The 25,598-nt window shown below is 64.3% G+C and carries 16 protein-coding genes and 1 pseudogene; 4 read left to right on the forward strand and 13 right to left on the reverse strand.

Annotated features, from left to right (window positions below):
* Positions 1-216: 216 nt before the first annotated feature.
* Positions 217-2,355, reverse strand: a complete 2,139-nt coding sequence (locus ACQEVJ_RS27190) for a zinc-ribbon domain-containing protein (RefSeq protein ID WP_433105764.1) — start codon at positions 2,353-2,355, stop codon at positions 217-219.
* 1,078 nt (positions 2,356-3,433) lie between these two features.
* On the opposite strand from ACQEVJ_RS27190, the gene ACQEVJ_RS27195 reads away from it, so the two are divergent.
* On the forward strand, positions 3,434-4,702 hold the full coding sequence (locus ACQEVJ_RS27195; RefSeq protein WP_433105766.1) for an IS110 family transposase: 1,269 nt from the start codon (positions 3,434-3,436) through the stop codon (positions 4,700-4,702).
* A 131-nt stretch (positions 4,703-4,833) separates the two neighbouring features.
* Here ACQEVJ_RS27195 and ACQEVJ_RS27200 read toward each other — a convergent pair whose 3' ends face one another.
* The 7 genes and pseudogenes from ACQEVJ_RS27200 to ACQEVJ_RS27230 form a co-directional block, all read right to left on the reverse strand.
* Positions 4,834-5,706: an IS3 family transposase gene (locus tag ACQEVJ_RS27200; protein WP_433105768.1), complete on the reverse strand. Its 873-nt coding sequence runs from the start codon at positions 5,704-5,706 to the stop codon at positions 4,834-4,836.
* The gene (locus tag ACQEVJ_RS27205) at positions 5,703-5,999 is read right to left on the reverse strand and encodes a transposase (RefSeq protein WP_433105770.1); all 297 of its coding nucleotides are present in this window, start codon (positions 5,997-5,999) and stop codon (positions 5,703-5,705) included. Before ACQEVJ_RS27205 ends, ACQEVJ_RS27200 begins: the two co-directional genes overlap by 4 nt.
* 353 nt (positions 6,000-6,352) lie before the next feature.
* The gene (locus tag ACQEVJ_RS27210; RefSeq protein ID WP_433105772.1) at positions 6,353-7,153 is read right to left on the reverse strand and encodes a hypothetical protein; all 801 of its coding nucleotides are present in this window, start codon (positions 7,151-7,153) and stop codon (positions 6,353-6,355) included.
* An 8-nt stretch (positions 7,154-7,161) separates the two neighbouring features.
* On the reverse strand, positions 7,162-9,264 hold the full coding sequence (locus ACQEVJ_RS27215; RefSeq protein ID WP_433105774.1) for a hypothetical protein: 2,103 nt from the start codon (positions 9,262-9,264) through the stop codon (positions 7,162-7,164).
* A 1,020-nt stretch (positions 9,265-10,284) separates the two neighbouring features.
* Positions 10,285-10,857, reverse strand: a complete 573-nt coding sequence (locus ACQEVJ_RS27220) for a Pycsar system effector family protein (protein WP_433105776.1) — start codon at positions 10,855-10,857, stop codon at positions 10,285-10,287.
* Positions 10,858-11,006: 149 nt separating this feature from the next.
* Positions 11,007-11,557 (reverse strand): annotated as a pseudogene (locus ACQEVJ_RS27225) (transposase); the annotation flags it as partial.
* A 345-nt stretch (positions 11,558-11,902) separates the two neighbouring features.
* Positions 11,903-13,333, reverse strand: coding sequence for a tetratricopeptide repeat protein (locus ACQEVJ_RS27230; protein WP_433105778.1), 1,431 nt, complete (start codon positions 13,331-13,333; stop codon positions 11,903-11,905).
* Positions 13,334-14,398: 1,065 nt separating this feature from the next.
* Here ACQEVJ_RS27230 and ACQEVJ_RS27235 point away from each other — a divergent pair.
* Positions 14,399-14,560, forward strand: coding sequence for a hypothetical protein (locus ACQEVJ_RS27235; protein ID WP_433105780.1), 162 nt, complete (start codon positions 14,399-14,401; stop codon positions 14,558-14,560).
* A 298-nt stretch (positions 14,561-14,858) separates the two neighbouring features.
* Here ACQEVJ_RS27235 and ACQEVJ_RS27240 read toward each other — a convergent pair whose 3' ends face one another.
* Entirely contained in the window at positions 14,859-16,028 is a 1,170-nt protein-coding gene (locus tag ACQEVJ_RS27240) for an acyl-CoA dehydrogenase family protein (RefSeq protein WP_433105782.1), read from the reverse strand.
* A gap of 110 nt (positions 16,029-16,138) precedes the next feature.
* On the opposite strand from ACQEVJ_RS27240, the gene ACQEVJ_RS27245 reads away from it, so the two are divergent.
* A complete protein-coding gene (locus ACQEVJ_RS27245; RefSeq protein ID WP_433105784.1) occupies positions 16,139-16,834 on the forward strand; it encodes a TetR family transcriptional regulator in 696 nt (231 codons plus the stop codon).
* Between the two features lie 104 nt (positions 16,835-16,938).
* A complete protein-coding gene (locus ACQEVJ_RS27250; protein WP_433105786.1) occupies positions 16,939-17,544 on the forward strand; it encodes a class I SAM-dependent methyltransferase in 606 nt (201 codons plus the stop codon).
* Between the two features lie 139 nt (positions 17,545-17,683).
* Here the strand turns inward: ACQEVJ_RS27250 and ACQEVJ_RS27255 are convergent, their stop codons facing one another.
* From ACQEVJ_RS27255 to ACQEVJ_RS27270, 4 genes are all read right to left on the reverse strand, one after another.
* Positions 17,684-19,822 (reverse strand): (Fe-S)-binding protein, encoded by a 2,139-nt coding sequence (locus tag ACQEVJ_RS27255; protein WP_433105788.1) that lies wholly within the window; start codon positions 19,820-19,822, stop codon positions 17,684-17,686.
* 99 nt (positions 19,823-19,921) lie between these two features.
* Positions 19,922-22,078, reverse strand: a complete 2,157-nt coding sequence (scpA, locus tag ACQEVJ_RS27260; RefSeq protein ID WP_433105790.1) for a methylmalonyl-CoA mutase — start codon at positions 22,076-22,078, stop codon at positions 19,922-19,924.
* A complete protein-coding gene (locus ACQEVJ_RS27265; RefSeq protein ID WP_433105792.1) occupies positions 22,075-23,832 on the reverse strand; it encodes a methylmalonyl-CoA mutase family protein in 1,758 nt (585 codons plus the stop codon). The genes scpA and ACQEVJ_RS27265 overlap by 4 nt, the downstream gene beginning before the upstream one ends.
* A complete protein-coding gene (locus tag ACQEVJ_RS27270; RefSeq protein WP_433113005.1) occupies positions 23,829-25,598 on the reverse strand; it encodes an acetyl/propionyl/methylcrotonyl-CoA carboxylase subunit alpha in 1,770 nt (589 codons plus the stop codon). The genes ACQEVJ_RS27265 and ACQEVJ_RS27270 overlap by 4 nt, the downstream gene beginning before the upstream one ends.

Genomic DNA, 25,598 nt, shown 5'->3' on the forward strand with positions numbered 1-25,598 from the left:
CTGCCCCTGCGATCCGGCGCCCATGGGCCTGGACCCTATGCACCAGATCCAAAGGACCTGAAGCCGCATACCACCTACGCGAGACCTCGCCTGGTAGCAGCAGTGCGCATCGCCCGACGTGAAAGCAACAGACTCGACCTCGCGTTTTGTGTACGCTGTGGAATCGGTGGCACGGAACCTCAGGCCCAACGGGACCCTCTCAGCTCAGCCTAGGTATTACTCGTTCGGCGATTGTCGTTTCAAGTAGTCACGGACGTAGTCGATCCACAACTCCCCCGGAACTCTGCCACGGGCTCCCAGCGGCCGGCTGGTTGCGTGTGCCCATTCTCGAACAAGCTTCTCCTGTAGGAGGAGATCTGGCCCAAGCAACTGAAGATGCCCTGCCCCGTGCAGCCAGTAGGAGGCGGTTACCCTGTCGGGTACGCGCCCGCTGCTACCGATTGCGATTCCTAGGCTGCGAGCCCATTCACGAGCGGCCGAGGTGTCGGTTCGAGAGATGACGGGCCGCGGCTGTCGCTTAGCCTGGTCCTGCAGGCAACCGCAGCTCCGCGTGTTTCCAGACGTTACCTGGGACTGGACAGCAGTGGTCGTCCGGCCGCATTGGCAGCGGTAGTCACGAATAATCTGATCAGGTCGTGAAGGGTTACGGTAGGGATCACCCTTGGGGACCAGCAAGCTGTCCCGATGCGGTTCGGTTGACTTGAGCCTACGAGGCCGGGGTGTGGCGCGCTCCCGCTTAGGCCTTGGCGGGCGGAGTTCCCCCCAGGTCGCAAGGATGTATGCATCCGCATGATCCTGCCGCTGTGCTCGTCCACCGGCGAGGTAATCGCCGAGGCCTGGGATAGCTCCAGGAAACCGGGCTTCGAGAGCGGTAGCCACAGCGCATGCCTGCTCGTAGGGAGTTGACTGCTCAGGTACCGAGACGCTCAAGGCGTGAGGTGCCTCTAGAGGTTGTAGATCACCCACACGGACATGGACAACGAGGTCCAAAATTCCAGCCTGGACCAAGACGTCACTCTTCTCGATCTCGCGCGCTTGACGGTCCCGCAGTTTGGAGGAGTGATGATAGGAGCCGTCGTATTCAATCCCGATCCTCATGCCGCTGTGCTTGAGACGGAAAACGGCGTCGACCTCTACCGCCTTATAGCGCCAGTGCGCTGGCTTGAACCGCAGGGGGATCTTGATCTGGTGGGAGGCGAAGTCAGGCACACCCTCCGACAGGCGCGGATCCGGCGGTACAGGCGGCACAAGCTCCATGAGGCCCGAAAGTTCGGCGACGAGGCGCACCTGCTCTTTGGATATCCCCGATCTTGAACATTTCGGACAGTTTCCACCCTGGACCCGATTCAGGATGGTTGCGTTCCATTGGTGGCCATGCCGACACCGCCAAGGGAGAGTGGCGTAAACGTCACCACCTTCCCTTTCGACCAGGTCGCTGCGAGAGGCACTGTGCTTGCTGGTCGGCAGCTTATGCGGATCTATGTTGGGATCGTCCAGTTGATCGGAAATCTCTTCGAACCACGTCACAAGCGAGTTCGTGTCATCGATCACATATCCGGCACAGACTCGGCAGCCGTCTCCTTGCAGCGCTCGTTCTTTGATCACCGCTTCGTAATGGTGGTCGACCTTGTACCAGCGTCCCGTCAGGGGTTCGACTGCCCAAGTCCGGCACACCCAGGGCACCTTGTCGTGCGAGGCGTAAGTGATTTCTTTTACGGGGATCGGCCCGCGGTACTGCTCCGCCAGTGTTGGGATGTCTGCGAGCTTGATCAACTGCTGGCAGGCCGGACAACGTGTGCCGGCTTGGATCCGATCCTTAGGCCATGCAGGCCAGGCTGGGTGCCCTAGCCCGAGTGGGCAGCGCCACAGATATGGGCTAGTTCCCCGCTTCTGGGTACTGGCCGAAACAGTGTCAGGACGGCCGGGATTACCGGGGTGCCACTGCGCGGCGACCTCTGGAATGTCCGCCACAGTGGTCTCGCCGCGGCCTCCTGTCCTCTTGGCCCACCGTTCCTTGACCGTGGCTTTGTGCCGGTCCCAGAAGGCATTCACTTCTGCCTGGCGGGCGCGTGCCACCTGTAGCTCCGCCATGACCTGGTTGCGCCGCCCACGGCTGATCTCGTTCCAGAAGATGCGCATCTGCTGGAGCATCCGCAGTTTATCTGCCTGCGTTCCCTGTCCAGGATCGAGCGGTATAGGCTCCTGCGGCCAGTCAGCGGATGCGGCTGCATCGGCGCCAATTTCCGATCTCGACGCCCGATCCGTTGCCAAGCGGCGCTTGGCCACATTGTACTTCTCGCTCGTCGCTTTCATACGGGCGCGGATCGCCTTCTTGCGGGCATTGTTCTCAGTCATGCGAGTGCTCTCCGCGGCGAGCCCCACGCACTACGCCGAACAACGGCACGACTGGATAGCGCGAATCGGAGATCCTTGTCCAACGTGCCGGGACGGCGTGGGCGTCGATCCAGCTGGAGCGGGCAGGCGCTGGCTGCCTTCCGCAGATCATAGCGGCAGGATCCAAAGGTTTCGCAACAGAGTTCGAACTTTTCCTTTGCGGGGTGGCGGGCACCCTTCCTCGTCCACCGTCCTGTGCCTTTGGTAGCTCGTCTCGGCGCCTGGGGATCGGAAGGGAAGGCTTCACCAGTTCCGGCACTACTACCCAAGCGTCATGATGGCCGGCGCAGTCTCGATCGAGGATCTCGCCGAGTGCCTTGGCTACGCGACCCCGGCTTCACTCTCCGCATATACGCCCATAGATGCTCAGCAACCACCACCGGGCTTGCCAGCGAGGCGTGATCACGCCCATCGCTGTTACTGGGTGCTGCTATACCGCCGTAGGCCCGCTGCCTCTGATCACCGCCCTAGTGCTGACCGCGTTGTGACCACTGGCTTCGTGGCGGCCCGGGTCGGCATCCGGCGGGAGGACGGGCTATGCGCGGCGGGGCAGCCTCGGTGGAAGCGTCGGCGCGGCTGGCGCGACCGTGACGGGCTTGAAGGTCCGGAACAGTGGGCCCAGCTCCCGTATTGCTAAGACCAAGTTGCTCCACTAATGCCAGGCGTCCAGGCAGGTGGTCCTACACAGCGGTACGCAGCACGATAATCATGAAATGTCTTCGCCTGCTTCTGTCAGCATGCGCAGGCAGACGGCGAATCACGAGATGGAATAGGTGCCCCCGGGCAGGATTCGAACCTGCGGCACCCGCTTTAGTCTCCAATCTCCCCCTGGTGGAGGAGGCCGTTCGGGCCTGAAAATCGGGGTGGTTGCTCGCTGACGTCGTATCTCCTTGGTCGTTCAGGCCGTGCTTTAGTCGGACGCCGGGAGCCGCGCCTGTGGGCCTTTCACTGTTGCTTCGAGCACGCGGATCAGATTCGCTACCGTCCCCTGCGGCTCCCGCGGGCAACCACCCCAGTTCCCCGGTGGTAAGGAGGCCCGATGCTCGCCCATACCCACGACACCGAAGAGATCATCGAAAGGGTCGCCGCCCTGGATGTCGGCAAGGCCACCCTGGTGTGCTGCGCCCGTGTCCCCGACGACAGGAACACAAGCCGTCGGCGGCAGGAGGTCCAGACCTACGCGACGATGACGCGATCGCTGTTGTCGATGGCGGATCGGCTGCGTTGCCTGGGCGTCACGAGGGTCGTCATGGAGGCCACCTCCGACTACTGGAAGCCCGTGTTCTACCTGCTGGAGGCGCAAGGCTTCGAGGTATGGCTGGTCAACGCCCGCGACGTCAAGCACCTGCCCGGCCGGCCGAAGACGGACAAGCTGGACGCGGTCTGGCTGGCCAAGGTCGCCGAACGTCAGATGCTGCGCGCCAGTTTCGTGCCGCCGCCGCAGATCCGGCTGCTGCGTGACCTGACCCGCTACCGGGTGGACCTGGTTGAGGCCCGTACCGCCGAGAAACAGCGGGTGGAGAAGCTGCTGGAAGACGCGCAGATCAAGCTGAGCGTGGTGGCCTCCGACATCTTCGGCGTCTCCGGCCGTGCGATGATGGCCGCTTTGATCCGCGGGGAACGAAGCCCGAGGACGCTGGCGCAACTGGCACGCTCCAGCCTGCGGGGCAAGATCCCCGCGCTGGAGGAGGCGTTCACCGGCCGCTTCTCCGACCACCACGCGTTCCTGCTCGCCACGATGCTGGCTCGAGTCGATGCGATCAACGCCGACATCGCAGCCCTAGACCAGAGGATCGCCCAAGAGATCGCGCCGTTTACCGCGGCCGTCGAGCGCCTGGACGAGATTCCCGGGATCGGCCTTACCGCCGCTCACGCGATCATCGCCGAGATCGGCGTGGATATGAGCAGGTTTCCCACCGCCGCGCACCTGACGTCCTGGGCCCGGTTTGCCCCCACCGTCAAGGAGTCGGCCGGCAAGCGCAAGGGGAAGAACGCCACCGGGCACGGCAACCGATACCTGGCCCGCGCCCTTGGCGAAGCCGCGGTCGTTGTAGGCCGCACCGACACCTTCCTCGGTGAGCGCTACCGCAGGATCGTCCGTCGCAAGGGAAAGAAGCGAGCCATCGTTGCGGTCGGCCGATCGATGCTGGTCATCATCTGGCACCTGCTGTCTGACCCGGACACGAACTTCATCGATCTCGGCGCTGACTTCTACACCAAACGCACCAACCCCGACCGCAAGAAGCGGGACCACATCCGCGAGCTCGAAGCCCTCGGCTATCGCGTCACCCTCGAACCCGCCGCCTGACTTTCACGACCTGTCTGCCCTGCTCCACATCAACGGCGAGGTTCGCTGCCGCGTGCCTGGCAAGTGTCTGATTTTCGGATCAGGAGTCAGGTGAGCTTGTTCCGCTTTGACGGACACCGTCGGTGTGGTGGTCAGGCCACGCGAGCTTCTTCGTAGGTGGCGGGGCTAACGTAGCCGAGGCTGCTGTGGAGGCGGCGGAGGTTGTACCAGCTTTCGATGAACTCGAAGATCGCGCTGCGGGCGGCGGCCCGGGTGGGCCAGCGGTGTTCGTCCAGGAGTTCGCCCTTGATCGTCGCGAAGAACGACTCGGCCAGCGCGTTGTCCCAGCACTGACCCCGGCGTCCGACCGACAACCGGACTCCGAGCCGCTCCGCCAGCCGGGCGTAGGCGGTGCTGGTGTATTGGCAGCCGCGGTCCGAGTGAAAGATCACCGGTGTGGTGGGGCGGCGGTTGCGCCACGCCTGCTGTAAAGCGTCCGCGACGAGCTCGGTGCGCAGGTGGTCGGCGGTGGCCCAGCCGACCACCCGGCGTGAGGCGATGTCGATGACCGTGGCCAGATACAGCCAGCCCTCATCAGTGGCGATATACGTGATGTCGCCACACCAGCGAGTGTCGATCCCGTCGGGTTCCGGCTGGAAGTCGCGGCTGATCAGGTCCGGCCGCTTGGCGGCGTCCGGATCGGGGATCGTGGTGGTCTGCCGGCGGCGCCGATACCGGCCCTGTAATCCCAGCGCGCGCATCAGCCGGGCGACGCGACGGCGTCCGCATCGTTCGCCTTCGTGCTGAAGGGCCGCGTGGATGCGTGGCGCGCCGTAGGTTCCACGCGATTCACGGTGGACGCCGCTGACGCGTTCGCTCAACTGTTTGTCGCGGACAGCGCGGGGGCCGGGTGTGGGGTTGCGGCGGGCGTAGAAGGCGGCGCGGGAGACTTCCAGCAGTTCACACGCCCGTTTGACGTTGTGACCGCCCTGCTTCTCCGCCTCGATGAACGGGTCCACGCTCACCGGGTCTCCCGCACGAAGAAAGCCGTGGCCCGCTTGAGGATGTCGACGTCCTCGCGGAGCCGGCGGTTCTCCCGCCGCAACGCGGCCAGTTCCTCGCGTTCGCTGCTGGTCAGCCCGTCACGCTGCCCGGCGTCGACCTCGGCCTGGCGGACCCAGTCCCGCACCGCGGTCTCGGTCAGGTCGAAGTCCTTGGCAACCTGACCGATCGAGCGATCACCGCGCTGGCACAGCTCGACGATCTCGGCCTTGAACTCCAGCGTGAACGAGCGGCGAGGACGCTTCTTCTTCCCCATGCTCTCCATCTTGGACATCCTTCCGGGGACAAACCCCTGATCTCAGATGTCCGTCAAACCGGATCAAGCCCAAGGCGAACCACAGATGCTCCATGACGCTGCTACATGCGGAAACGTGGCGATGTTGAAGCTGGCCAGAGCCTCGTGGGGGTAGGGATTGGGAAAGGGTCACGGTCGACATGCCACTCCATCTGAGGAGAGGCGCTGTGTCGATGCCTCCGCGCCCTCGCCCCGGGGGAAGCATGGGAGGCATCACGTCAACCTGTACCCGCCGCTATCACCTTGCCCACAGAGGCCGGCACGAGTGCATGGCTGTTCGTGATCCCTGCGGCGCTGTAATCGGAGGAGGATGATCACAAATCGTGATCCGCATCTGCTGCAGAGTTGCCGTTCAAGCTTTGTAAGCTTCCCACAAGGTCTTCTCGTTCGTAGCTACCAAATATCTGGCTTAGTTGACTGAGGAGAATCTCGCGATGCTGAGCTCCCAGGGGTGCGAGGAAGTCCTTGATAATCTCGGCAATGCGCTCGACCGCCAGCGCTTCTTCGGGGGTCCTAGCCGACCCCATGCCATTCCGAATTAAACCAATAACTTGCTCGAAGTTATTGCCCATCTTGAGAAGTTCTGGTAACTTTTCAGCCCTTCCGTCGAGCCACCAGAGTCTAGCTATTTGGGCGTCGACAAGAAGGTGATCCCGTACATAGCGAGCTTGACGGGCTTTCATCTCATATGTTGCTTCAGTTAAAGCGCTCTTACGTAGTTCCTTCTCAAAGTTCTCGGCATAGGCCTTCACGTCATCGTTCACCGATAGAATGACTTGCACGGACGTCAGGCGCCGATCGATACCGCGCGCTTTTCTGTAGACTGCAATTTCGACCTCGCTTTGGGCTTCTCCTATTGATAGGACTGAGAAAGCCGGTGTGATTCGTTCCAATATCTCGCGGAGTTGACGATGGGCCTGGTAGGTATCCTCGGTGCTTGGTGCGCTGCCATCACCTGCAGACGTCCATGCAACTTGAACCGATGCCTCGAAGTATGCCTCTCGCAGAGAGCTCGGAAGGGATCGGACCGAAAACCTGCTTTGAATATGCCGCTCAATCGACTCTTGGCGATACCCAAGGCCAAGCAGATCGCGGATCCAAGCTACTACACCCACGACGTCTCCTACATCTCATCAAATGTGCTCCGACACGAGTGGTTCCAGAGGTGGGGCCGGAAGTCCTCAATCCTTCCTAGAAGCTCCTCGTAAAGCGCCTCGCGTGGCGATACGGATGACTCGTGAAAGTCGTGTAACCACCGGCGCGCGAGGGGGACAAGCACTCCGATGTCGTAGCTGCTCTTACAGGCTGCAGCGAAGATTTGGGTGACGACATCACTAGATGCCTGCATCTGGACACATGATTCCAACCATTCTAAGGCCAGCGTGGAAGCGCCGGTTGCGGTTTGATCGTGCCGCAGACTTGCACGCCAGCCCTGGGCCAGGATTTCGATCAAGTCCTCATCTGCAGGAGAATCAGGAATGTATATGAACCGCCCACCGTCGCGCTCTTTGGCCACAGTCACGAATGCAAGAGCACCGGTGGTCCGACGTTCCGGCGTGCTGCTGGTCCAGTCCGCAATCTCACTAAGGACCATCCTACGCAGGTTGTCATCATCTCTGCCGAGTGCGGCAAGAGCCGCACACACAGTACCTTTGACCCGAGGCGAATCGCGATCTGCGAGATGTCTAAGGCGTGTTAACGCTACTGCCGGAAAGTAGGTGCCGAGATCTCCTCCGCAAACTTCCGCTACGGTGACCTGAATGTCCTCTGGTGTGGATGATAAGACAGACCATCGGTATAGGGACTGTCGAATGCTGCGCCCTATCTCGGTGCTAAGTGCTGCGTTATCTAGCAGCTGGACTGCACGGGATCGGCTTGTGTAAGCACTTGCCCAGCTCGTTACTGCATCGACTATCAGGTTAGGTGCATCGTGAGATTCGGCAAGATGAAGTAGCGCAGAACCTACATGGTCGCTTTCAGTCGTAGTGCCAATAGCAATAAGCCAAGGGTCTAGGTGCTTGCGCAGGTAGACGTGGTCCCCCCAGGCATAATCTAAAACTGGTAATGCGTAGTCCGGCCGGCGGAAGTGTACTACTCCGTCGGCCAATTTCGCTTCAATGGATGATAATAGTTTCGACGCTCCTGGCCCGAAACTGCCACGCCCGGGGTACTTCTCAAGCTCTAATGCCTCCACAAGTTTCTCTGTGGCTGAGAACACGACATCCGCCCGTGTGCCCTCCAAGGCAGATACGGCGAGTGCAAGCGCTTGGCGATACTCATCCTGGTCTGTGCTTGTATTGCCGAACAAAGCTTTCACGTCTGCATTGGCTCGCTCGAAGTATTCGGCTAATACTTGCTCCATTGTCTCTTCGGACGTCGGGTCCTCATCATTGGCCCGCTTCCTTGCTAAGCTGGCTAGCCGCGTTGCTTCACGAGGGGAAGCGGTCTGCAGAACCTCTCCAAATTTGGGGTAAGCAGCATATTTTTCTGCATAATGCCTATCGGTTGCATATGCAAGATTTGAACGGAACACGGCCTTTGCGTTAGGGCCCACGATCGGTACCACAGCGTCGTCATCTGGATCAAGCGCGCGGCATTCACCAGGCGTGGCAATGATGATGAGGGCAGATGCGGCGGATCGGACTCGGGCAACGTAGTCGCGGAGGACTTTGGACAGTCTCGTGACGGCTTCTTCTTCGAGTTCACCTAGGTCGATAAGTTGGCCCTGTCCGGCCTTCGCTATGAGCGAGCGCTCTAAATCATCAGATTCCAGGAGTATTTGCACGGGATGCAGTTGAGTGGCCATGATTGCGTTGATGGCAGTTATGAAGCGACCGGTTCCTTCGTCACCAGCGACGACGACGAACCTCTTCTGGTGCAGAACCCTCTCTACCTCGCTCGCCTTGTCGTCTCCATTTCGATCCCTGCGCACATACGTGTCACGCATTTCTTGTAGGACATCTGCATGGAGTACGCGGCTTGCTACGTTCTTGCGGGCCTCGCCTAAGGTGACACTACCGATGCGGTTCCCGACGAAAGCCGCTCCCACAGCTTCTTGGAAGCTCGACTGGAGTAGTAGCGGTTCTTGTAATTCGTCCCGTGTCTCGTCAGGCTCATCATCGGAACCCTCATCATTGATGCCCTCGGTGGCCTCGGGCAGATTCGACTCGGCCGCTGCCTCGACTTTCCCCGATGAGTCGGCTTCAGGTACCGATTCAGCGTCCACCACTACTCCTGCTCATTACTCCGACGAGAATCAAAAAATCCCTCTGGAAGGTCTATGCGAACTCCGTCGTGGATCTCACTCGCGGTGATGTTTCCCCCCACATTGCCATGAAATATTGCCGTAGTGCTTGGTTGGGGAGTCGGTAGCGATTTAGTTGTACTCGATGCTGCCGTCGGCGTGTGTGATTCTTTACGGTGATGCGATCGTCGCGGTATGTAGAGCCACGCAGACTGCTTGAATCCTTTGTCCGGCACCGTCGCGGCAACTGGCTCGAACTCTGTCTCGTGTAGCTGTAGGTAGCCAGCCTGGACTACATCTTCGAAGACGCGCTGAGAGATTATCGCCGCGACTAGGGTCACGTCTGGCTGGCTGAGTTTTAGCGCTTCCTTCAAGGCAGCGGAATCTAATAATCTGCATGCGTAGATCGTCGGCTCGCTGATCCGGTCTCTCAGTTCGTCGCCATCGTCGTGTATAGGTCCGATGTGAATGCTGATCCGCAGGCGTAGATTAAGAGATCGATCTTTGGCTCGCAGTGTAGGCGCCAAATCATGAAGCACATTTTGTAGGCTGGGAACGACCTGCTCAATGAGGGCAGGGACGTACCTTGTCTTGGTTCCGAAGATGTAGCCATCCCCCGTACCCTGCGGAAACCGTCGCTTCTCCCATACCTGAGGAATGCCGCATCGGGTTAGAGCGGTTTGAAGCGCTTCCGGTATAGCGGCACTTAGATCGGGAAGATGGACACTTCGATGCTTGCTGAACTGAACGCTGTCTACTGCAATCAGTCCGCGATAGGGCGGAAGCCGTCGGCCGGAGCCGCTTTGTGCTGCCTGTTGCATTGAGCCTTCCCTTCGCCGTGCGCCCGTTTCCCGAACTGTGAGCTGAGGTTCGTCAGTTCAAGCGTCAGCGAACGACCGCTATAGCTCATCCATACGTTGCTCTCGGGACTTTGACAAGCCTCATGGAGTCGCCGACACCATATGTGCTTCTACGTCCCGAATGTGTCCGGGCAGTGGAGCGTCAAGTCGTCGGGATGACAGTGTTCAATGAGACGGAGGTAAGGGTGGCGATGAGCGCTAGCAACAACAGCCAGAAGCCCCAGCGGATGAGGCGGTACTTGCGCCGGACGATACCTGCGACCTGTCGTAACTGATCGGACACCCGCGCAAGATCCAAGGTTCGGGAGCGCAAGAGTGCCTCAGCGACTTCCTCGGTTGTGGTGTAGGGGAGAACGTCGGCCCAGTAGCTGACCATGCCACGACGTAGGGCTCCCACCCTAGTCGTACGTGGGTAGACAGCAGCTGCGAGGCATACAAGTGCCATAAGAGCTGCTCCGGAGCCGACCCACCAGAGCCACTCGATGCCGTTCGAGAGAGAGAAGGGTGACCAAGTGCCGGCGAATAACCCGGCGGCGGTGGCGCCTAGTCCAAGACCGACGATTCCAAGCAGCACTTGAGCTTTGGTATCCGCCCTGTTCAGCTCCTCCCTCGCCTCGCTGAGAAGCAGCGCTCCGTAAGCGCATGCGTCATCCTCAGCTAGATCGTGCGGGCTGGAACTGGGGCCTGCCAGGGCGGCCAGGACTCGACGAAGCATGATTGATCTTCTCCCGAACAGGACGGCTGTTAAAGGGAGAGCCATGAGTTCGGGGTCACGTCCACCGAGGTGGTGTGGGAGCTGCCACCGCGTGATCCGTTTCTGCAGGTTAAGCGGTGAGGGTGCCGGGGAGCTGTTCCTGGTTCGGTGTGCCCGTCGATGTCGGTGAAGCGCAGTTGGGCGCCCGGGTGGGGACGTTCCTTGCGCACGATCAGGCGCATCCCCTTCGGCCAGCCCTCCAATCTGGGCAGGCCGGTCAGCTCGGCGACCCACGCACCCGGCCGAACCTAGCCCTCGGCGTCGTAGGCGGGCGTCTACGCCTGCTCGGGCAGAGCAAGGATCGCGGCCTGAACCTCCTCGGTGAGGGTGAACCCGATGGAGTAGGACAGCCGCCGCCCGCGCCGGGACAGCCAGGACAGGAACTCGCGGGTGCCGCCGCCGGAGTCTGCGCGGATCAGCACCTGCCGGCGCCGCTGCTTGGGGAGCTGAGCCAGCGCCAGCCGGGTCGCGGTGATGTGATCGGCGGCGGTGTTGGATCCGGCGTTGCCGGGCCGCAGCAGCAGGGCCAGCGGTTCCCGCCACCTGCGGGGCCGTGGTCGGCAAAGACCGTCATCGGGTGGAACCCGAAGGTCTTCTTCCAGGTCGGGGCGGCCTGTTGCTTGTCGGAGTGGGCGATGACGATGGTCGCGGCGATGTCGATGGGGATCAGCTCAAGATTCTCTTATAGTGTCGGCGAGTATGAGAATGCTGCGCAGTTGTTTCAACGGGCATGGGGGCTATATGAGGCAGTGGAGGATTTCGGCGGTCGAGCCGAAGCGGCAGACTTGCCGATTACCTCGGCCACGCCGATCCCGGCTTCACACTGCGCGTCTACGCCCACCTGATGCCCGGCTCCCACGACCGCGCCCGCAAGGTCATCGACGACCGCCTCTTCGGTACACATCGTCTCTAATGAGAAGTAGAAGGAATTAGCAGCCATGGCATTGCAGGCGCACTCAGCTATCGGCGGATGCGATCCAAAATAAGACCAAGCAGTCAACAATGACTAATTTAACTGCGAGTGATCAATAGCTTCAAGAAGCTGTTGTAGCTTAGTAGCGTCAGAGTCACGACCTTGTTCCTGATACAGATTGAAAGCCTCCTGCCACACCAATCGCGCATCCTCGCGCCGCCCGAGCGCTAAGTATGGATTGCCGAGCCCTTCCAAGGTACTGGCCACGTTGTAAACATGACGAAGGGCTCGCCGCAACGCAAGGGATTGTTCATAAAAGTCCACGGCTTGATCATGATTTCCAGAGTGGTAGGAAATATAGCCAAGGCTATCCAGCACAGCCGCCTCACCAGTACGATTCTCGAGCTGACGATACAAGGATAGTGCCGCCTCGCATGCGCTCCGCCCTACTGCATATCGACCAAGTCGAGCCGCAAGCCAACCCACTTGATTAAGCGCTGCAGCCTCCCAAGCCGGATTCGATACAGCGCCGAACAGATGTTGTGCATGAGTAGCGTGATCAAAAGCTACTCGGTCATCTCCGCGCAGCTCTGCAGCTCGTGCGAGAAATTGATGCGTGTGAGCCTGTGCGGCGACATCGCCGATATGTTCAGCCAACATCAACGCCTGATGCAGGTGCTTCAGCGCCTCGACGTGACGGCCTAAACGAGTGTAGGTCGCGCCCAGTCGCCGGTGCGCCAAGATACAGGTGGAGGGGTCACCTAACTTCTCGGCTGCCTTCACTCCAGCAAGCCATGCCACCGCTTGATCATGGCTATGTCCCCGCCGGTAATGGAAAGTGTCCAGGCTCCAGGCGAGTTGCCAGACCGCCTCATACCAGCCGTTGGTGACTGCTACGGTCTGACTGGCCAACACGCATTGCTGTTCAGCAGTGAACCACTCCATTGCTGCGGCAGAATCACTACCCAAGTCTTTCTGACAGGACTCCGCATCCAATCGAATCCGCAGCCTATGTGGATCCAAAAGCTCATCGGCGACATAGGCAGTATGCAAGTAAAAGTCGACCACTCGCCGCAGAGCGGATTGCCGAGCAGTTCCGGATTGAGCCTTGCATGCGAATTCACGAGCCTGGAGACGAATAAGGTCATGCATCCGATATCGACTGGCCCCATTCTGCTCTATAAGTGATGCTTCTTCCAGCGCGCGCAGTACCCCCCTTATGTGATTCTCAGTTGAACCGGTTAGGGCGACAGTAGCCGCCACACTGATATCCGGACCAGGAGCGAGCCCTAGTAATCCAAATACTCGGGTCTGCTCATCAGTAAGCGTTCGCAGAGACCAGGACAGCACCGCGGGCAAACTCGCGCCGGGATCGTCATCGTCCAAAAAATCGAGGCGAGTCGCCTCATTATTGAGTTCCGACGCAAGTTGCGCCAAGGGCGCATCCGGAGCAATATAAGCACGACTGGCTACTATTCCGAGTGCCAGCGGAAGTCCGCCACAGGCGACAAGTAACTTCTGCACAGCACCGGATTCAGCTGCAACTCGCTTGGATCCAATCCGGTTACTCAGGACATGGCGAGCATCCCGACCAGAAAGGGGACCCACGCGTAAGTGCCGGGCGCCGTATCTCGTGATCAACCTGGCGAGGCGCTGCCGACTGGTCACATGTACCGCACAGGAGGAACCACCCGGGAGCAGAGGAGTTATCTGGTCAGCGCTAGCAGCATTGTCCAACACAATCAGCATCTGTCGCCCCACGAGCAGGCTGCGGTACAGAGCCGATTGCGCATGGAATTCTGATGGCATTCTGCTTGGTCCGACCCCCAGCGCTTCAAGAAACCCCCGCAGTGCGACAGAAGGGTCCATCGGCTCGATAGCAGGCGAGTAGCCCTGGAGATCCACGAAGAGTTGGCCATCAGGGAATTGGTGAACATTCTGATTGGCCCAGTGCAGCACAAGCCAGCTCTTGCCCATTCCGCCAGCACCCGCCAGGACGGAGATTACAACTGTGCCGTCCTCAGTTTTCTCCTCACACATCGTCGACGTTAGCCACGCCAACTCCCGGTCACGGCCCACAAAGCCATTCGGCGCACTCGGCAATTGCCGAGGAACCTGAACCGAACGAGGCTCGACCCGAGTCGATGGAGAGCGTGGCGGGCTCGGAGGGACGACAACTGCTTGATCGTAGCGGTCCATCCAGTACCGCAACCGCTCTTGGCCTTCAGGAAGGACAATAGGAGGTCTACGTGTATCCGCGTAATGTAGACAGGCAAGCACAAACGCTTCAACTGTTTGCCGACGGGGGTTCGCCTCCCCCTTAAGTAGGTGACCAACGGCTGACTTCGACAATGGCCCCGCATGCTCGTCCTGTCGCGCATGTTGCTCGAGCACTCGTAATCCTGGCGACCGGACCAGCTCGTACAACTCACTAAGCACTACGGCCCATGACGGCGCCGGTAGAGACTCTGCCTCCACGAGTGCTCCTTGCCTAGGCTCTGCGTCTTGTCCAGTGTCCAGCCTGGACCCTCCTGGACACGTTGCTCTCCATGGTTTTTCTCGACAACATCTCCACTACCGGGAGCAGCCATGTTGACCATGCTCGTCCCAATCATCACTGTGGTTAGCCACCAGGCGCATGAGTGGCTACCAGAAGCTACTGCAGCTCTTCACCTGGGTGCCGCGGCCCTCAACTTCAGCATCGCGATCCACCGCGCCGCTCGTTACTGGCGCAGCGATCGCAAGCGTTGAACTGACGATGGAGCGCCCCCGCCCATCTTCGATGGTGGGGGCGCTCCATCCACCCGGTCAACCAGCATGACGCCTTTACACGTATGTCCGTTCTGCGGCAAGGCATGGCCGGATTACCACGAACAGGACCCTCCCTGTTTGCGCGCTCCTCACGTCCTGCGACTCGAAGCTCTCCTATCTGGCCTCGGTAAGGGCTGGCACGGAACAGGGACGGAACACTGATCGCTAAGAAGCTCTGTCCAACCACAGCGAACCCCGCCTGCCCAGTACGGGAGGCGGGGTTTTCGCTGCTCAAGGACTACTTGAGGAGCTGGCGGGCCATGACCATGCGCTGGATCTGGTTGGTGCCCTCGTAGATCTGGGTGATCTTGGCGTCGCGCATCATGCGCTCGACCGGGAACTCGCGGGTGTAGCCGTACCCGCCCAGAAGTTGGACCGCGTCGACGGTGATCTCCATGGCGGCATCCGAGGCGGCGCACTTGGCCGCGCTGGAGAAGAACGTGAGGTCCTTGACCGGGGTGCCGTGCATCGCCAGCTCCGACTTGGCCGCGGCGGCGTAGGTGAGCTGGCGGGCGGCCTCCAGCTTCATCGCCATGTCGGCGAGCATGAACTGCAGGCCCTGGAAGTCGGCGATCGGCTTGCCGAACTGCCTGCGCTCCTTGACGTACCCGAGCGCGTAGTCCAGCGCGCCCTGGGCGATGCCGAGCGCCTGGGCGGCGATCGTGACGCGGGTGTGGTCGAGCGTGGCCAGCGCGGTCTTGAACCCCGTCCCCGGCTCGCCGATCATCCGCGAGGCCGGGATCCGCACGTTGTCCAAGATGACCTGGCGGGTCGGGGAACCCTTGATGCCGAGCTTCTTCTCCTTGGGCCCGAACGAGACGCCCTCGTCGTCCTTTTCCACCACGAACGCCGAGATGCCCCGGGCGCCGGCCGACGGGTCGGTCACGGCCATGACCGTGTAGTACTCCGAGACACCGGCGTTGGTGATCCACATCTTGGTGCCGTTGAGCACGTAGTGGTCGCCGTCGCGCTCGGCCCGGGTCTTCATCGCGGCGGCGTCCGAGCCGGCCTCCGGCTCCGACAGGGCGTAGGAGAACATGGCCTCCCCGCGCGCGACCGGCGTCAGGTAGCGCTGCTTGAGCTCCTCGGACGCCGACAGCAGCAGCGGCACGGTGCCCAGCTTGTTGACGGCCGGGATCAGCGAGGAGGAGGCGCACGCGCGGGCGACCTCCTCGATCACGATCACGGTCGCCAGCGCGTCGGCACCCGCCCCGCCGTACGCCTCGGGCACGTGGACGGCGTGCAGATCGGCCGCGACGAGGTCCTTGTAGACCTCCCAGGGGAACTTCTCGTTCTCGTCGGCCGCCGCGGCACGCGGGGCGATCTTCTCGTCGGCGAGGGCCCGGACCGTCTCGCGGAGCATCTCGTGCTCCTCCGCCGTGTCATGCAGGTGGTCAGCCAGGCTCATCCACTTCTCCCCAGACATAAAGAGCACTGAGTGCCTCATAATAAGTCACTGAGTGCCAGTGTGCCAGAGCCAGTGTACGGTAGGTCAGCAGGTAGCGGCCGGAGGGACCTATGTCGACCAGGCGGGACGCGCGGCGGGAATTGATGTCAGCGGCCATCGGTCTGTCGCTCGATGCAGGCTTCGACCAGACGACGGTGGACGAGATCGCCAGGACCGCCGGAGTGGCCAGGCGGACGTTCTTCCGGCACTTCCGGAGCAAGGAAGACGCGATATTCCCCAACCACGAAGAGTGCCTGGGACGAGTGACGCAGTTCCTTGAATCGGCCTCCCCCCTGCGGCCGCCGCTCCTCGTGGTCGCGGATGCCGCCGCGATCGTCCTGGACATGTACGTGGAAGATCCCGAGACAGCCGTCAAGCGCTACGAACTGACGCGGCGCGTACCGGCCTTGCGTGAGTGGGAAATCGCGGCGACCAGCCGTTATCAGCGGGCGTTCGTGCGCTACATGGATGGCCGCCGCGAGGAAGCGGACAGGGAGACATTCCGGCTGCGTCACGAGGTGGCGGCCGCCGCCATAGTGGCCGCGCACAACCATGTGCTGCGCACCTGGCTCCGTACGGGTGCCCACGGGGACGTGCGAGCGCAGTTCAACGCTGCGATGACCGAGGTGACGACGGCGCTACGCCCCTGGATAGACGGCCGGGCAACTGTGGACGAGTCATCTTCTGAGGTCGTCGTGGTCTTGACCGTCAAGGGCACCCCACTGTGGAAGGTGGCCGAGGAGATCGAGGCGGCCACCCGGCACTGACGGGCATTAGCGCTGCTGCGGCGTCAACAGCTGTCCACCAGGAACCGAGTCCTGGTCGAGGCCGGCCCGAACGACCGGCTCCTTCGCTCCGGGAGAATGCAGGCATGGTTGAACAGAGCATTTGGATGCAGAAGGTTGCCGCCGACCCCGATAACTCCACCTGGTATATCGAGCGCTTCCGTTCCATGGCTCGCGCCGGTGACGACCTCGCCGGGGAAGCCCGCCTCGTGGACGCCATGCTGCCGCGCCACGCCCGCATCCTCGACGCCGGTTGCGGATCCGGCCGGGTCGGTGGCGCGTTGGCCGAGGCCGGCCACGACGTCGTCGGCGTCGATGTCGACCCGGCCCTGATCGAGGCCGCCGAGCAGGACCACCCTGGGCCGCTATGGATGGTTGGCGACCTGGCCGAACTCGACCTTCCCGCGCGGGGCGTCACCACGCCCTTCGATGCCATCGTCTGCGCCGGGAACGTGATGACGTTCCTCGCGCCGAGCACCCGTCGTGAAGTGCTGAGGCGGTTCCGTGCCCACCTCGCGCCGGACGGCCGGGCCGCGATCGGCTTCGGCACCGACCGCGGCTACGAGTTCAGCGAGTTCCTCGCGGACGCGGCAGCCAGCGCGCTCGAACCCGACCTGCTGCTGTCCACCTGGGACCTGCGTCCGTTCAGGGACGACTCGAGCTTCCTGGTCGCCCTCCTCCGCCCTGCCTGACACGGCGGCTGAGGACGGCTGAGCACTCCGGCCATAGATCCTGATCTTGTGTGCCCAGGTGGGTAACCAGGAGCTGATAGGCAGCTATCACGTACGCCCGTGCCGTCAAGGTCCGCGCCCGTCGAGTCTCATCAGGCGATCATGTGGTGGGCACCGGCTGGCCCTTGATGGATTTGATGAGGAGCTGGGCGACGTCCACGACCTCCAGTGACTCCTTGGCCTGACCGGCGTTCTTCTTCTCGTTGATCGCGTCGCCGAGCATCACGAGGCAGAACGGGCAGGCGGTGGAGACGGTGTCCGGGTCGGTGGTCAGCGCCTCGTCCACGCGCTCGGTGTTGATGCGCTTTCCGATGCGCTCTTCCATCCACATGCGCGCGCCGCCGGCGCCGCAGCAGAATCCGCGTTCCTTGCAGCGGTGCATCTCCTGGGCCTGGACGCCGGGCACCTTGGCCATGATGTCGCGCGGCTGGGCGTAGACCTTGTTGTGCCGGCCGAGGAAGCACGGGTCGTGGTAGGTGATCTTCTCCTCGATCGGGTTGATCGGGGTGAGCCTGCCCTCCTCGACCAGGTGCGCCAGCAGCTGGGTGTGGTGCACGACCTCATAGGTGCCGCCCAGCTGCGGATACTCATTGGCCAGGGTGTTGAAGCAGTGCGGGCAGGTCGCCACGATCTTCTTGACCCCGGCCTCGTTCAGCGTCTCGATGTTCTGCTGGGCGAGCATGGTGAACAGGAACTCCATGCCCAGGCGGCGGGCCGGGTCACCGGTGCAGGCCTCCATCGGGCCGAGCACGCCGAACTTCACCCCGGCGATGTGCAGCAGTTCGGCCACCGCCTTGGTGGTCTTCTTGGCCCGGTCCTCCAGTGCGCCGGCGCAGCCGACCCAGAACAGGTACTCCACATCCTCGGGCATTGTCGAGTCCACGATGGGGACTTCGACGTGTTGTCCGTCCACGGAGGTGGCGAGCTCCTCGATCCACTCGGCGCGCTTCATCTCCGACATGCCCCACGGGTTGCCCTTGTTCTCCAGGTTCTTGAGCATCACCCCGGCCTCGGACGGGAACGACGACTCGATCATCACCTGGTAGCGGCGCATGTCGAGAATGTGGTCGATGTGCTCGATGTCGACCGGGCACTGCTCCACACAGGCGCCGCAGTTGGTGCACGACCACAACACGTCGGGGTGGATGACCCCGTCCTCGCCGACCAGCGGCTTGTCCAGCAGGGCCAGCACATCCTGCGGGAAGCTCTCCTTGTCCTTCTCCCCGGCCAGCAGGTACGGCGCGACGGCGAAGGCGTGGTCACGCTGGTCGAGGATGAGCATCTTGGGCGACAGCGGCTTGTCGGTGTTCCACGCCGGGCACTGGGACTGGCAGCGGCCGCACTCGGTGCAGGTGTAGAAGTCCAGGAAGCCCTTCCAACTCGTTTCCTGGATCTTGCCGCGGCCGAACACATCCGTCTCGGGGTCGGCCTCCTCGAAGTCCAGCACCGTGCCGCCGCTGCGCATCGGCTGGGCCGGGCCCAGCCCGTCGGGGCGGCGGGAGAACAACACGTTCAACGGCGCGGTGAAGATGTGCAGGTGCTTGGAGTTCACCACGAAGACCAGGAACACCAGCATGACGCCGATGTGCAGCAGCAGGCCGACGGCCTCCAGCACCTCGCTGTCGGGCAGGATCTTCGCGACCGCGTCCGAGGCGAACGCCCCCGACTCATAGGGGAGGTTGCCGGTGTTGACGGCCGCCCCGCGGAACAGGAACATCGTCCAGATCACATTGAAGATCATGAACAGCGCGAACCAGGCCCCGCCCAGGTGCGAACCCGAGAAGCGGGAGCCGCGGCCCAGCTTCTTGGGCGAGTTCTTGATCCGGATGACGGCGAAGGCGATCAGGCCGATCAGGGCCGCGACCGCGATGAAGTCCTGCAGGAATCCCAGCACCGGCCAGGTCCCGATCAGCGGGATGTGGAAATCCGGCTTACCGGTTATGGCGCCCTGGATGAGCGCGCCGTAGGCCTCCAGGTAGACCGTGGCCAGGATGAAGAACGCCCACATGACGAAGAAGTGCGCGGTGCCCGACGGCGTCCACTTCAGCAGCTTGCGCTGACCGAAGACCTCGACCAACTGGGCCTTGACCTCGGCGCCCACATGTTCCCTGGCGTACTCGATGCGCTCCGGGGCCGGCTGGCCACTGCGGGCGAGCCGATAGAGGAACAGCACGCGACGGCCCGCCAACACGACCGCCACAGCGGTCGCGACGAGGCCCGCAATCGCTACCCAGAGCACGAGTCCCTCCACTTCATAAGGCATTGAGACGTGACCGCCAATGGGCACGGTGCCCCCGCGTTCCCGGGTCTCTCACTGAATTCGGCGGTCGCCAGCGCGTCAGGCCGCGAGGTCGTGGCCAAGCCGGGCCGACAACTCGCGCACGAGGTCGAGGGCGGCGTCGGTGATGACGGTGCCGGGCAGGAAGACGGCCGTGACCCCGGCGTCCAGCAGCGCGGGGACGTCGCCGGGCGGGATGACACCACCCACCACGATCATGATGTCGTCACCGCCCGCGGCCGCCAGTTCCTCGCGCAGGGCGGGCACCAGCGTGAGGTGCCCGGCGGCCTGCGACGAGACCCCGACGATGTGCACGTCCGCCTCGACCGCCTGGCGGGCGACCTCGGCCGGGGTCTGGAACAACGGGCCCACGTCCACGTCGAACCCCAGATCGGCGAAGCCGCTCGCGATCACCTTCTGGCCCCGGTCGTGGCCGTCCTGGCCCATCTTGGCCACCAGAATCCGCGGGCGCCGCCCCTCGGCCTCGGCGAAGCGGTCACTGGCCTCGCGGACGACGTCGGCCCCCGAACCCATCTCCTGCCGGTACACCCCGGAGATGGTCTGCACGTTCGCCTGATGCCGCCCGAACACCTTCTCCAGCGCGTCGGAGATCTCCCCCACGGTCGCATGCGCCCGGGCCGCGTCCACCGCCAGGGCCAGCAGGTTGCCGCCGGTGGCCGCCCCGCGGGTGAGCGCGTCCAGCGCGGCGCGTACGGCCTCGGCGTCCCGCTCGGCCCGCAACCTGCGCAGCCGCTCGACCTGCCGGGCGCGTACGGCGGTGTTGTCGACCTTGAGCACCTCCACCTCCGGTTCGGCGTCGGTGCGGTACGTGTTGACGCCGATCACCGGCTGGACACCGGAGTCGATGCGGGCCTGGGTGCGGGCGGCGGCCTCCTCGATGCGGAGTTTGGGCAGCCCGGCCTCGATCGCCCTGGCCATGCCGCCCGCCTGTTCCACCTCGGCGATGTGCTGCCGCGCCTTGCGGGCGAGCTGCCGGGTGAGGGCCTCGACGTAGTAGGAGCCGCCCCAGGGGTCGATGACCCGGGTGGTGCCCGACTCGTGCTGAAGTACGAGTTGGGTGTTGCGGGCGATCCGGGCGGAGAAATCGGTCGGCAGGGCCAGCGCCTCGTCCAGGGCGTTGGTGTGCAGCGACTGGGTGTGCCCCTGGGTGGCCGCCATCGCCTCCAGGCAGGTACGCACCACGTTGTTGTAGACGTCCTGGGCGGTCAGCGACCAGCCGGAGGTCTGAGAGTGCGTGCGCAGTGCCAGCGACTTGGGGTCCTTGGCGCCGAAGCCCTTCACCAGGCCCGCCCACAGCAGCCGGGCGGCGCGGAGCTTGGCCACCTCCATGAAGAAGTTCATGCCGATGCACCAGAAGAACGACAGCCGGGGCGCGAAGGCGTCGATGTCGAGGCCGGCGGCGGTCCCCGCGCGCAGGTACTCCACCCCGTCGGCCAGGGTGTAGGCCAGCTCCAGGTCGCAGGTGGCCCCGGCCTCCTGGAGGTGGTAGCCGGAGATGGAGATGGAGTTGAAGCGCGGCATATTGGCCGAGGTGTAGGCGAAGATGTCGGAGATGATCCGCATCGACGGGCCCGGCGGGTAGATGTAGGTGTTGCGGACCATGAACTCCTTGAGGATGTCGTTCTGGATGGTCCCGCTGAGCTGCTCCGGCTTCACCCCCTGCTCCTCGGCGGCCACGATGTACAGCGCCAGGATCGGCAGGACCGCGCCGTTCATCGTCATCGACACGCTCATGCGGTCCAGCGGGATGCCGTCGAACAGGATCCGCATGTCGAGGATCGAGTCGATGGCCACGCCCGCCATGCCGACATCGCCCGCGACCCGCGGGTGGTCGGAGTCGTAGCCCCGGTGCGTGGCCAGGTCGAAGGCCACCGACAGACCCTTCTGCCCGGCCGCGAGGTTGCGCCGGTAGAACGCGTTGGACTCCTCCGCCGTGGAGAAACCGGCGTACTGGCGGATCGTCCACGGCCGCGTCACGTACATCGTCGGGTACGGCCCGCGCACGTACGGCGCGATGCCGGGATAGGTCCGCGCGTCGTACTCCCCCGCCGCGCCCGGCGCCTCCAGGTCATCGCGCGTGTAGAACGGCCTGATCGGGATGCCCTCCGGGCTGTCCCACGCGCTGTCGCCGATCTCGGGCGGCGTGTCCGGTCGCGCGGCTCCGGCCAGACCGACACCTCGAAAGTCCGGGATCATTCGTCCACCTCCAGAACCGCGAGGGTCGTGCGCAGCACGTCGAGCACATCGCACCCCGCGTACAGGTTCCCGTCCACGCCGTCGTACCGGCCCTTGCCGGCCAGCCAGACCCTGACCGCGCCCGCCTCGCGCAACGCATGCGCGACTGCGGACGCGTGATCGGCGTACAGCGCGTCGCCGGAGCACAGGCACGCCACCGCGCTGCCGCTCGCGGCGAACTCCTCCGCGATCGCGTCCAGGTCGGTGGCCGGGCTCGATGTGACCGTCTCGATGCCGCCGGCCTGGAACAGTCCCGCCGCGAACGACACCCGGGCTCCGTGCTCCCCCGCCGGGCCGACGGCGGCCAGGAACACCTTCGGCCGGACGGGCAGGGCCTCGGCCCGGTCGCGCAGGTCCTCGAACTCCTGGGCGTGGCGGATCCTCGGCAGCGCGCCCTCGGGCAACCTCGGCGTGGGGGTGCGGGCGGGCGGCGCCTCGGACAGGTCCGGGAACTGGCTGACCCCGACGATCGGCGCCTTCCGGCGCGCGATGTCGCGCGACCTGCTCTCCCTGGTCCGTGCGACCTTTCCGTGCACGAGTCCCGAGGCGAGCGCCGCGGCCATCCCGCCCGCATCCTCGATCTCCTGGAACCACTGCCAGGCCTTCTCCGCGAGGTCGGCGGTGAGACGTTCGACATACCAGGACCCGGCCGCCGGGTCGGTCACCCTGGCCACGTGGCCCTCCTCGACCAGCAGCACTGAGGTGTTGCGGGCGATCCGGCGGGAGAAGCCGTCCGGCAGGCCGAGCGCGTCGTCGAACGGCCGCACGGTCACCGCGTCGGCCCCGCCCACGCCCGCCGCGAAAGACGCCAGCGTCGTACGCAGCATGTTCGTCCACGGGTCCCGACGGGTCGTCATCGCCGCCGATGTGACCGCGTGCTGGAACTGACCGGGCGGCCCGCCGCAGACCTCCGCCACCCGCGCCCACAGCACCCGGGCCGCCCGCAGCTTCGCGATAGTGGCGAACTGGTCGGCGGTCGCGGCGTACCGGAACTCCAGCTGGCCGAAGGCCTCACTCACGCCGAGTCCGTGACCGGTGAGCGCCCGCAGGTAGGCCAGGCCCGTCGCGATCGAGCAGCCGAGTTCTTCGGCGTCGCTGCCACCGGCCTCGTGATAGATCGTGGCGTCGGCGACGGCGGCGCGCACGCCGGGCAGGCCGTCGGCACAGCGCCGCGCGAGCACGGCCATCTCAGCGAGACCGGACCCGACGGGGCCCGGGCGGCTCAGGGGATCGGCCCCGAGGCAGCCCCGCAGCGACGAGGCGGGGACGCCGCGCCGGGCGGCCAGCGACAACAGCGCATCCGCCGCCTCCCGGGTCCGGTCGCCCGCGTCCAGCGTGATCGAGATCCAGTCCAGGCGCACGCCGTCGAGGACCCGGGGCAACTCCTCCGGGCCGACCGCCAGCCAGAGCGAGCCGACACCGTTCTCCAGATCGGCCATCACGGCCTCCGGATCGGCGACCTCGTGCCGCTGCCGCACCTCCCACCGGCCGCCGAGCCCGCGGCCCCCCGGCGCGTACGGCGCGAGCCCGGGCAACCCCGGCATCTCGGGAAGGTCCGTGGCGTCGTAGAGCGGGGCGACGATGATCTCGTCGTAGGTCGTGCTCGCCAGCGCCTGCTCCGGCGAGTCCGTCTCCCGGCCCGACCGGCGCAGGACCTCCCGTGCAAGCTCGCGCCACTGCTCCCGGGTGGCGGAAGGGAACCCGGCGCCGCTCACGCCTGGTCCTTGATTTCGCAGATGACCGCGCCCGCGGCCACGGTCGCGCCCATGTCAGCGGAGAGGCCGACCACCGTGCCTGCCTTGTGTGCGGTGAGCGGTTGTTCCATCTTCATCGCTTCGAGGACGACGATCGTGTCGCCGGACTCGACGGTGTCGCCGTCGGCGACGACGACCTTCACGATCGTGCCCTGCATCGGGCTGACGAGGGAGTCGCCGCTCGCGGCGGCCTTCTTGGCGGCGCCTCCGCCGGAGCGCCGGGGCGTCGCCTTCCTGGCCGGGCCGGGGCCGCCGGCCGCGCCCGGGTTCTGCGTGCCCAGGCCGGCGGGCAGGACGACCTCCAGGCGCTTGCCGCCGACCTCGACCGTGATCCGCTCGCGCTCGGCGGGCTCGGCCGCCTCCACAGCCCCCTCATACGCGGGGATCTCGTTGGCGAACTCGGTCTCGATCCACCGGGTGTGCACCGTGAACGGCTCGCCGGTGAAGGCGGGGTCGTCCACCACGGCCCGGTGGAAGGGCAGCACGGTCGGCATGCCGCCGATCTCGTACTCGGCCAGGGCCCGGCGTGAGCGCTCCAGCGCCTGGGCCCGGGTCGCGCCGGTGACGATCAGCTTGGCCACGAGCGAGTCGAACGCCTGCGGCACGCTCATGCCGGTCTCATAACCGCCGTCCAGCCGCACGCCGGGGCCGGACGGCACCCGCATCGAGGTGATCGTGCCCGGCGCGGGCAGGAAGTTGCGGCCCGCGTCCTCGGCGTTGATGCGGAACTCGATGGAGTGGCCGCGCAGCACGGGGTCGTCGTAGCCCAGGGCCTGGCCGTCGGCGATGCGGAACATCTCGCGGACCAGGTCGATGCCGGCGACCTCCTCGCTGACCGGGTGCTCGACCTGCAGCCGGGTGTTGACCTCCAGGAAGGAGATCGTGCCGTCCTGGCCGACGAGGAACTCACACGTGCCCGCGCCGACGTACCCGGCCTCGGCCAAGATCGCCTTGGAGGAGGAGTAGAGGAGGTCGAGCTGCTCCCCGGTCAGGAACGGCGCGGGGGCCTCCTCGACCAGTTTTTGGTGGCGGCGCTGCAGGGAGCAGTCGCGGGTGGACACGACCACGACGTTGCCGTGGGTGTCGGCCAGGCACTGGGTCTCCACGTGGCGCGGCCGGTCGAGGTAGCGCTCGACGAAGCATTCGCCGCGTCCGAAGGCGGTGACGGCCTCGCGCACCGCGGACTCGTACAGGTCGGGGATCTCCTCCAAGGTGCGGGCGACCTTGAGTCCGCGCCCGCCGCCGCCGAAGGCCGCCTTGATCGCGATCGGCAGGCCGTGCTGCTGGGCGAAGGCGACGACCTCTTCCACCCCGGAGACCGGGTCGGGGGTTCCGGCCACCAGCGGGGCGCCCACGCGCTGCGCGATGTGCCGGGCCTGGACCTTGTCGCCCAGCGCGGTGATCGCCGAGGGCGGCGGGCCGATCCAGATCAGGCCGGCATCCAGCACGGCCTGGGCGAAGCCGGCGTTCTCGGCGAGGAAGCCGTATCCGGGGTGGACGGCGTCGGCGCCGGTCTTCTTCGCCACCGACAGGATCTTGTCGATGTCGAGGTAGGTCTCGGCCGGGCTCTGCCCGCCGAGCGCGTGCGCCTCGTCGGCCACCCGCACGTGCAGCGCGTCCAGATCCTGGTCGGCGTAGACCGCGACACTGGACATCCCGGCGTCTGCGCAGGCCCGGGCGATCCGTACGGCGATCTCACCGCGATTGGCGATCAGCACCTTCCGCAT

The organism is Microbispora sp. CA-102843, from assembly GCF_050936215.1.
Classification (GTDB): Bacteria; Actinomycetota; Actinomycetes; order Streptosporangiales; family Streptosporangiaceae; genus Microbispora.

What these genes read in the sequence shown, in the direction of transcription:
- ACQEVJ_RS27190 (WP_433105764.1), bottom strand. Translation starts at nt 2,355, where the DNA reads ATGACTGAGAACAATGCCCGCAAGAAGGCGATCCGCGCCCGTATGAAA.
- ACQEVJ_RS27195 (WP_433105766.1), top strand. Translation starts at nt 3,434, where the DNA reads ATGCTCGCCCATACCCACGACACCGAAGAGATCATCGAAAGGGTCGCC.
- ACQEVJ_RS27205 (WP_433105770.1), bottom strand. Translation starts at nt 5,999, where the DNA reads ATGGGGAAGAAGAAGCGTCCTCGCCGCTCGTTCACGCTGGAGTTCAAG.
- ACQEVJ_RS27220 (WP_433105776.1), bottom strand. Translation starts at nt 10,857, where the DNA reads ATGCTTCGTCGAGTCCTGGCCGCCCTGGCAGGCCCCAGTTCCAGCCCG.
- ACQEVJ_RS27235 (WP_433105780.1), top strand. Translation starts at nt 14,399, where the DNA reads ATGTTGACCATGCTCGTCCCAATCATCACTGTGGTTAGCCACCAGGCG.
- ACQEVJ_RS27240 (WP_433105782.1), bottom strand. Translation starts at nt 16,028, where the DNA reads ATGAGCCTGGCTGACCACCTGCATGACACGGCGGAGGAGCACGAGATG.
- ACQEVJ_RS27245 (WP_433105784.1), top strand. Translation starts at nt 16,139, where the DNA reads ATGTCGACCAGGCGGGACGCGCGGCGGGAATTGATGTCAGCGGCCATC.
- ACQEVJ_RS27250 (WP_433105786.1), top strand. Translation starts at nt 16,939, where the DNA reads ATGGTTGAACAGAGCATTTGGATGCAGAAGGTTGCCGCCGACCCCGAT.
- scpA (WP_433105790.1), bottom strand. Translation starts at nt 22,078, where the DNA reads ATGATCCCGGACTTTCGAGGTGTCGGTCTGGCCGGAGCCGCGCGACCG.
- ACQEVJ_RS27270 (WP_433113005.1), bottom strand. Translation starts at nt 25,598, where the DNA reads ATGCGGAAGGTGCTGATCGCCAATCGCGGTGAGATCGCCGTACGGATC.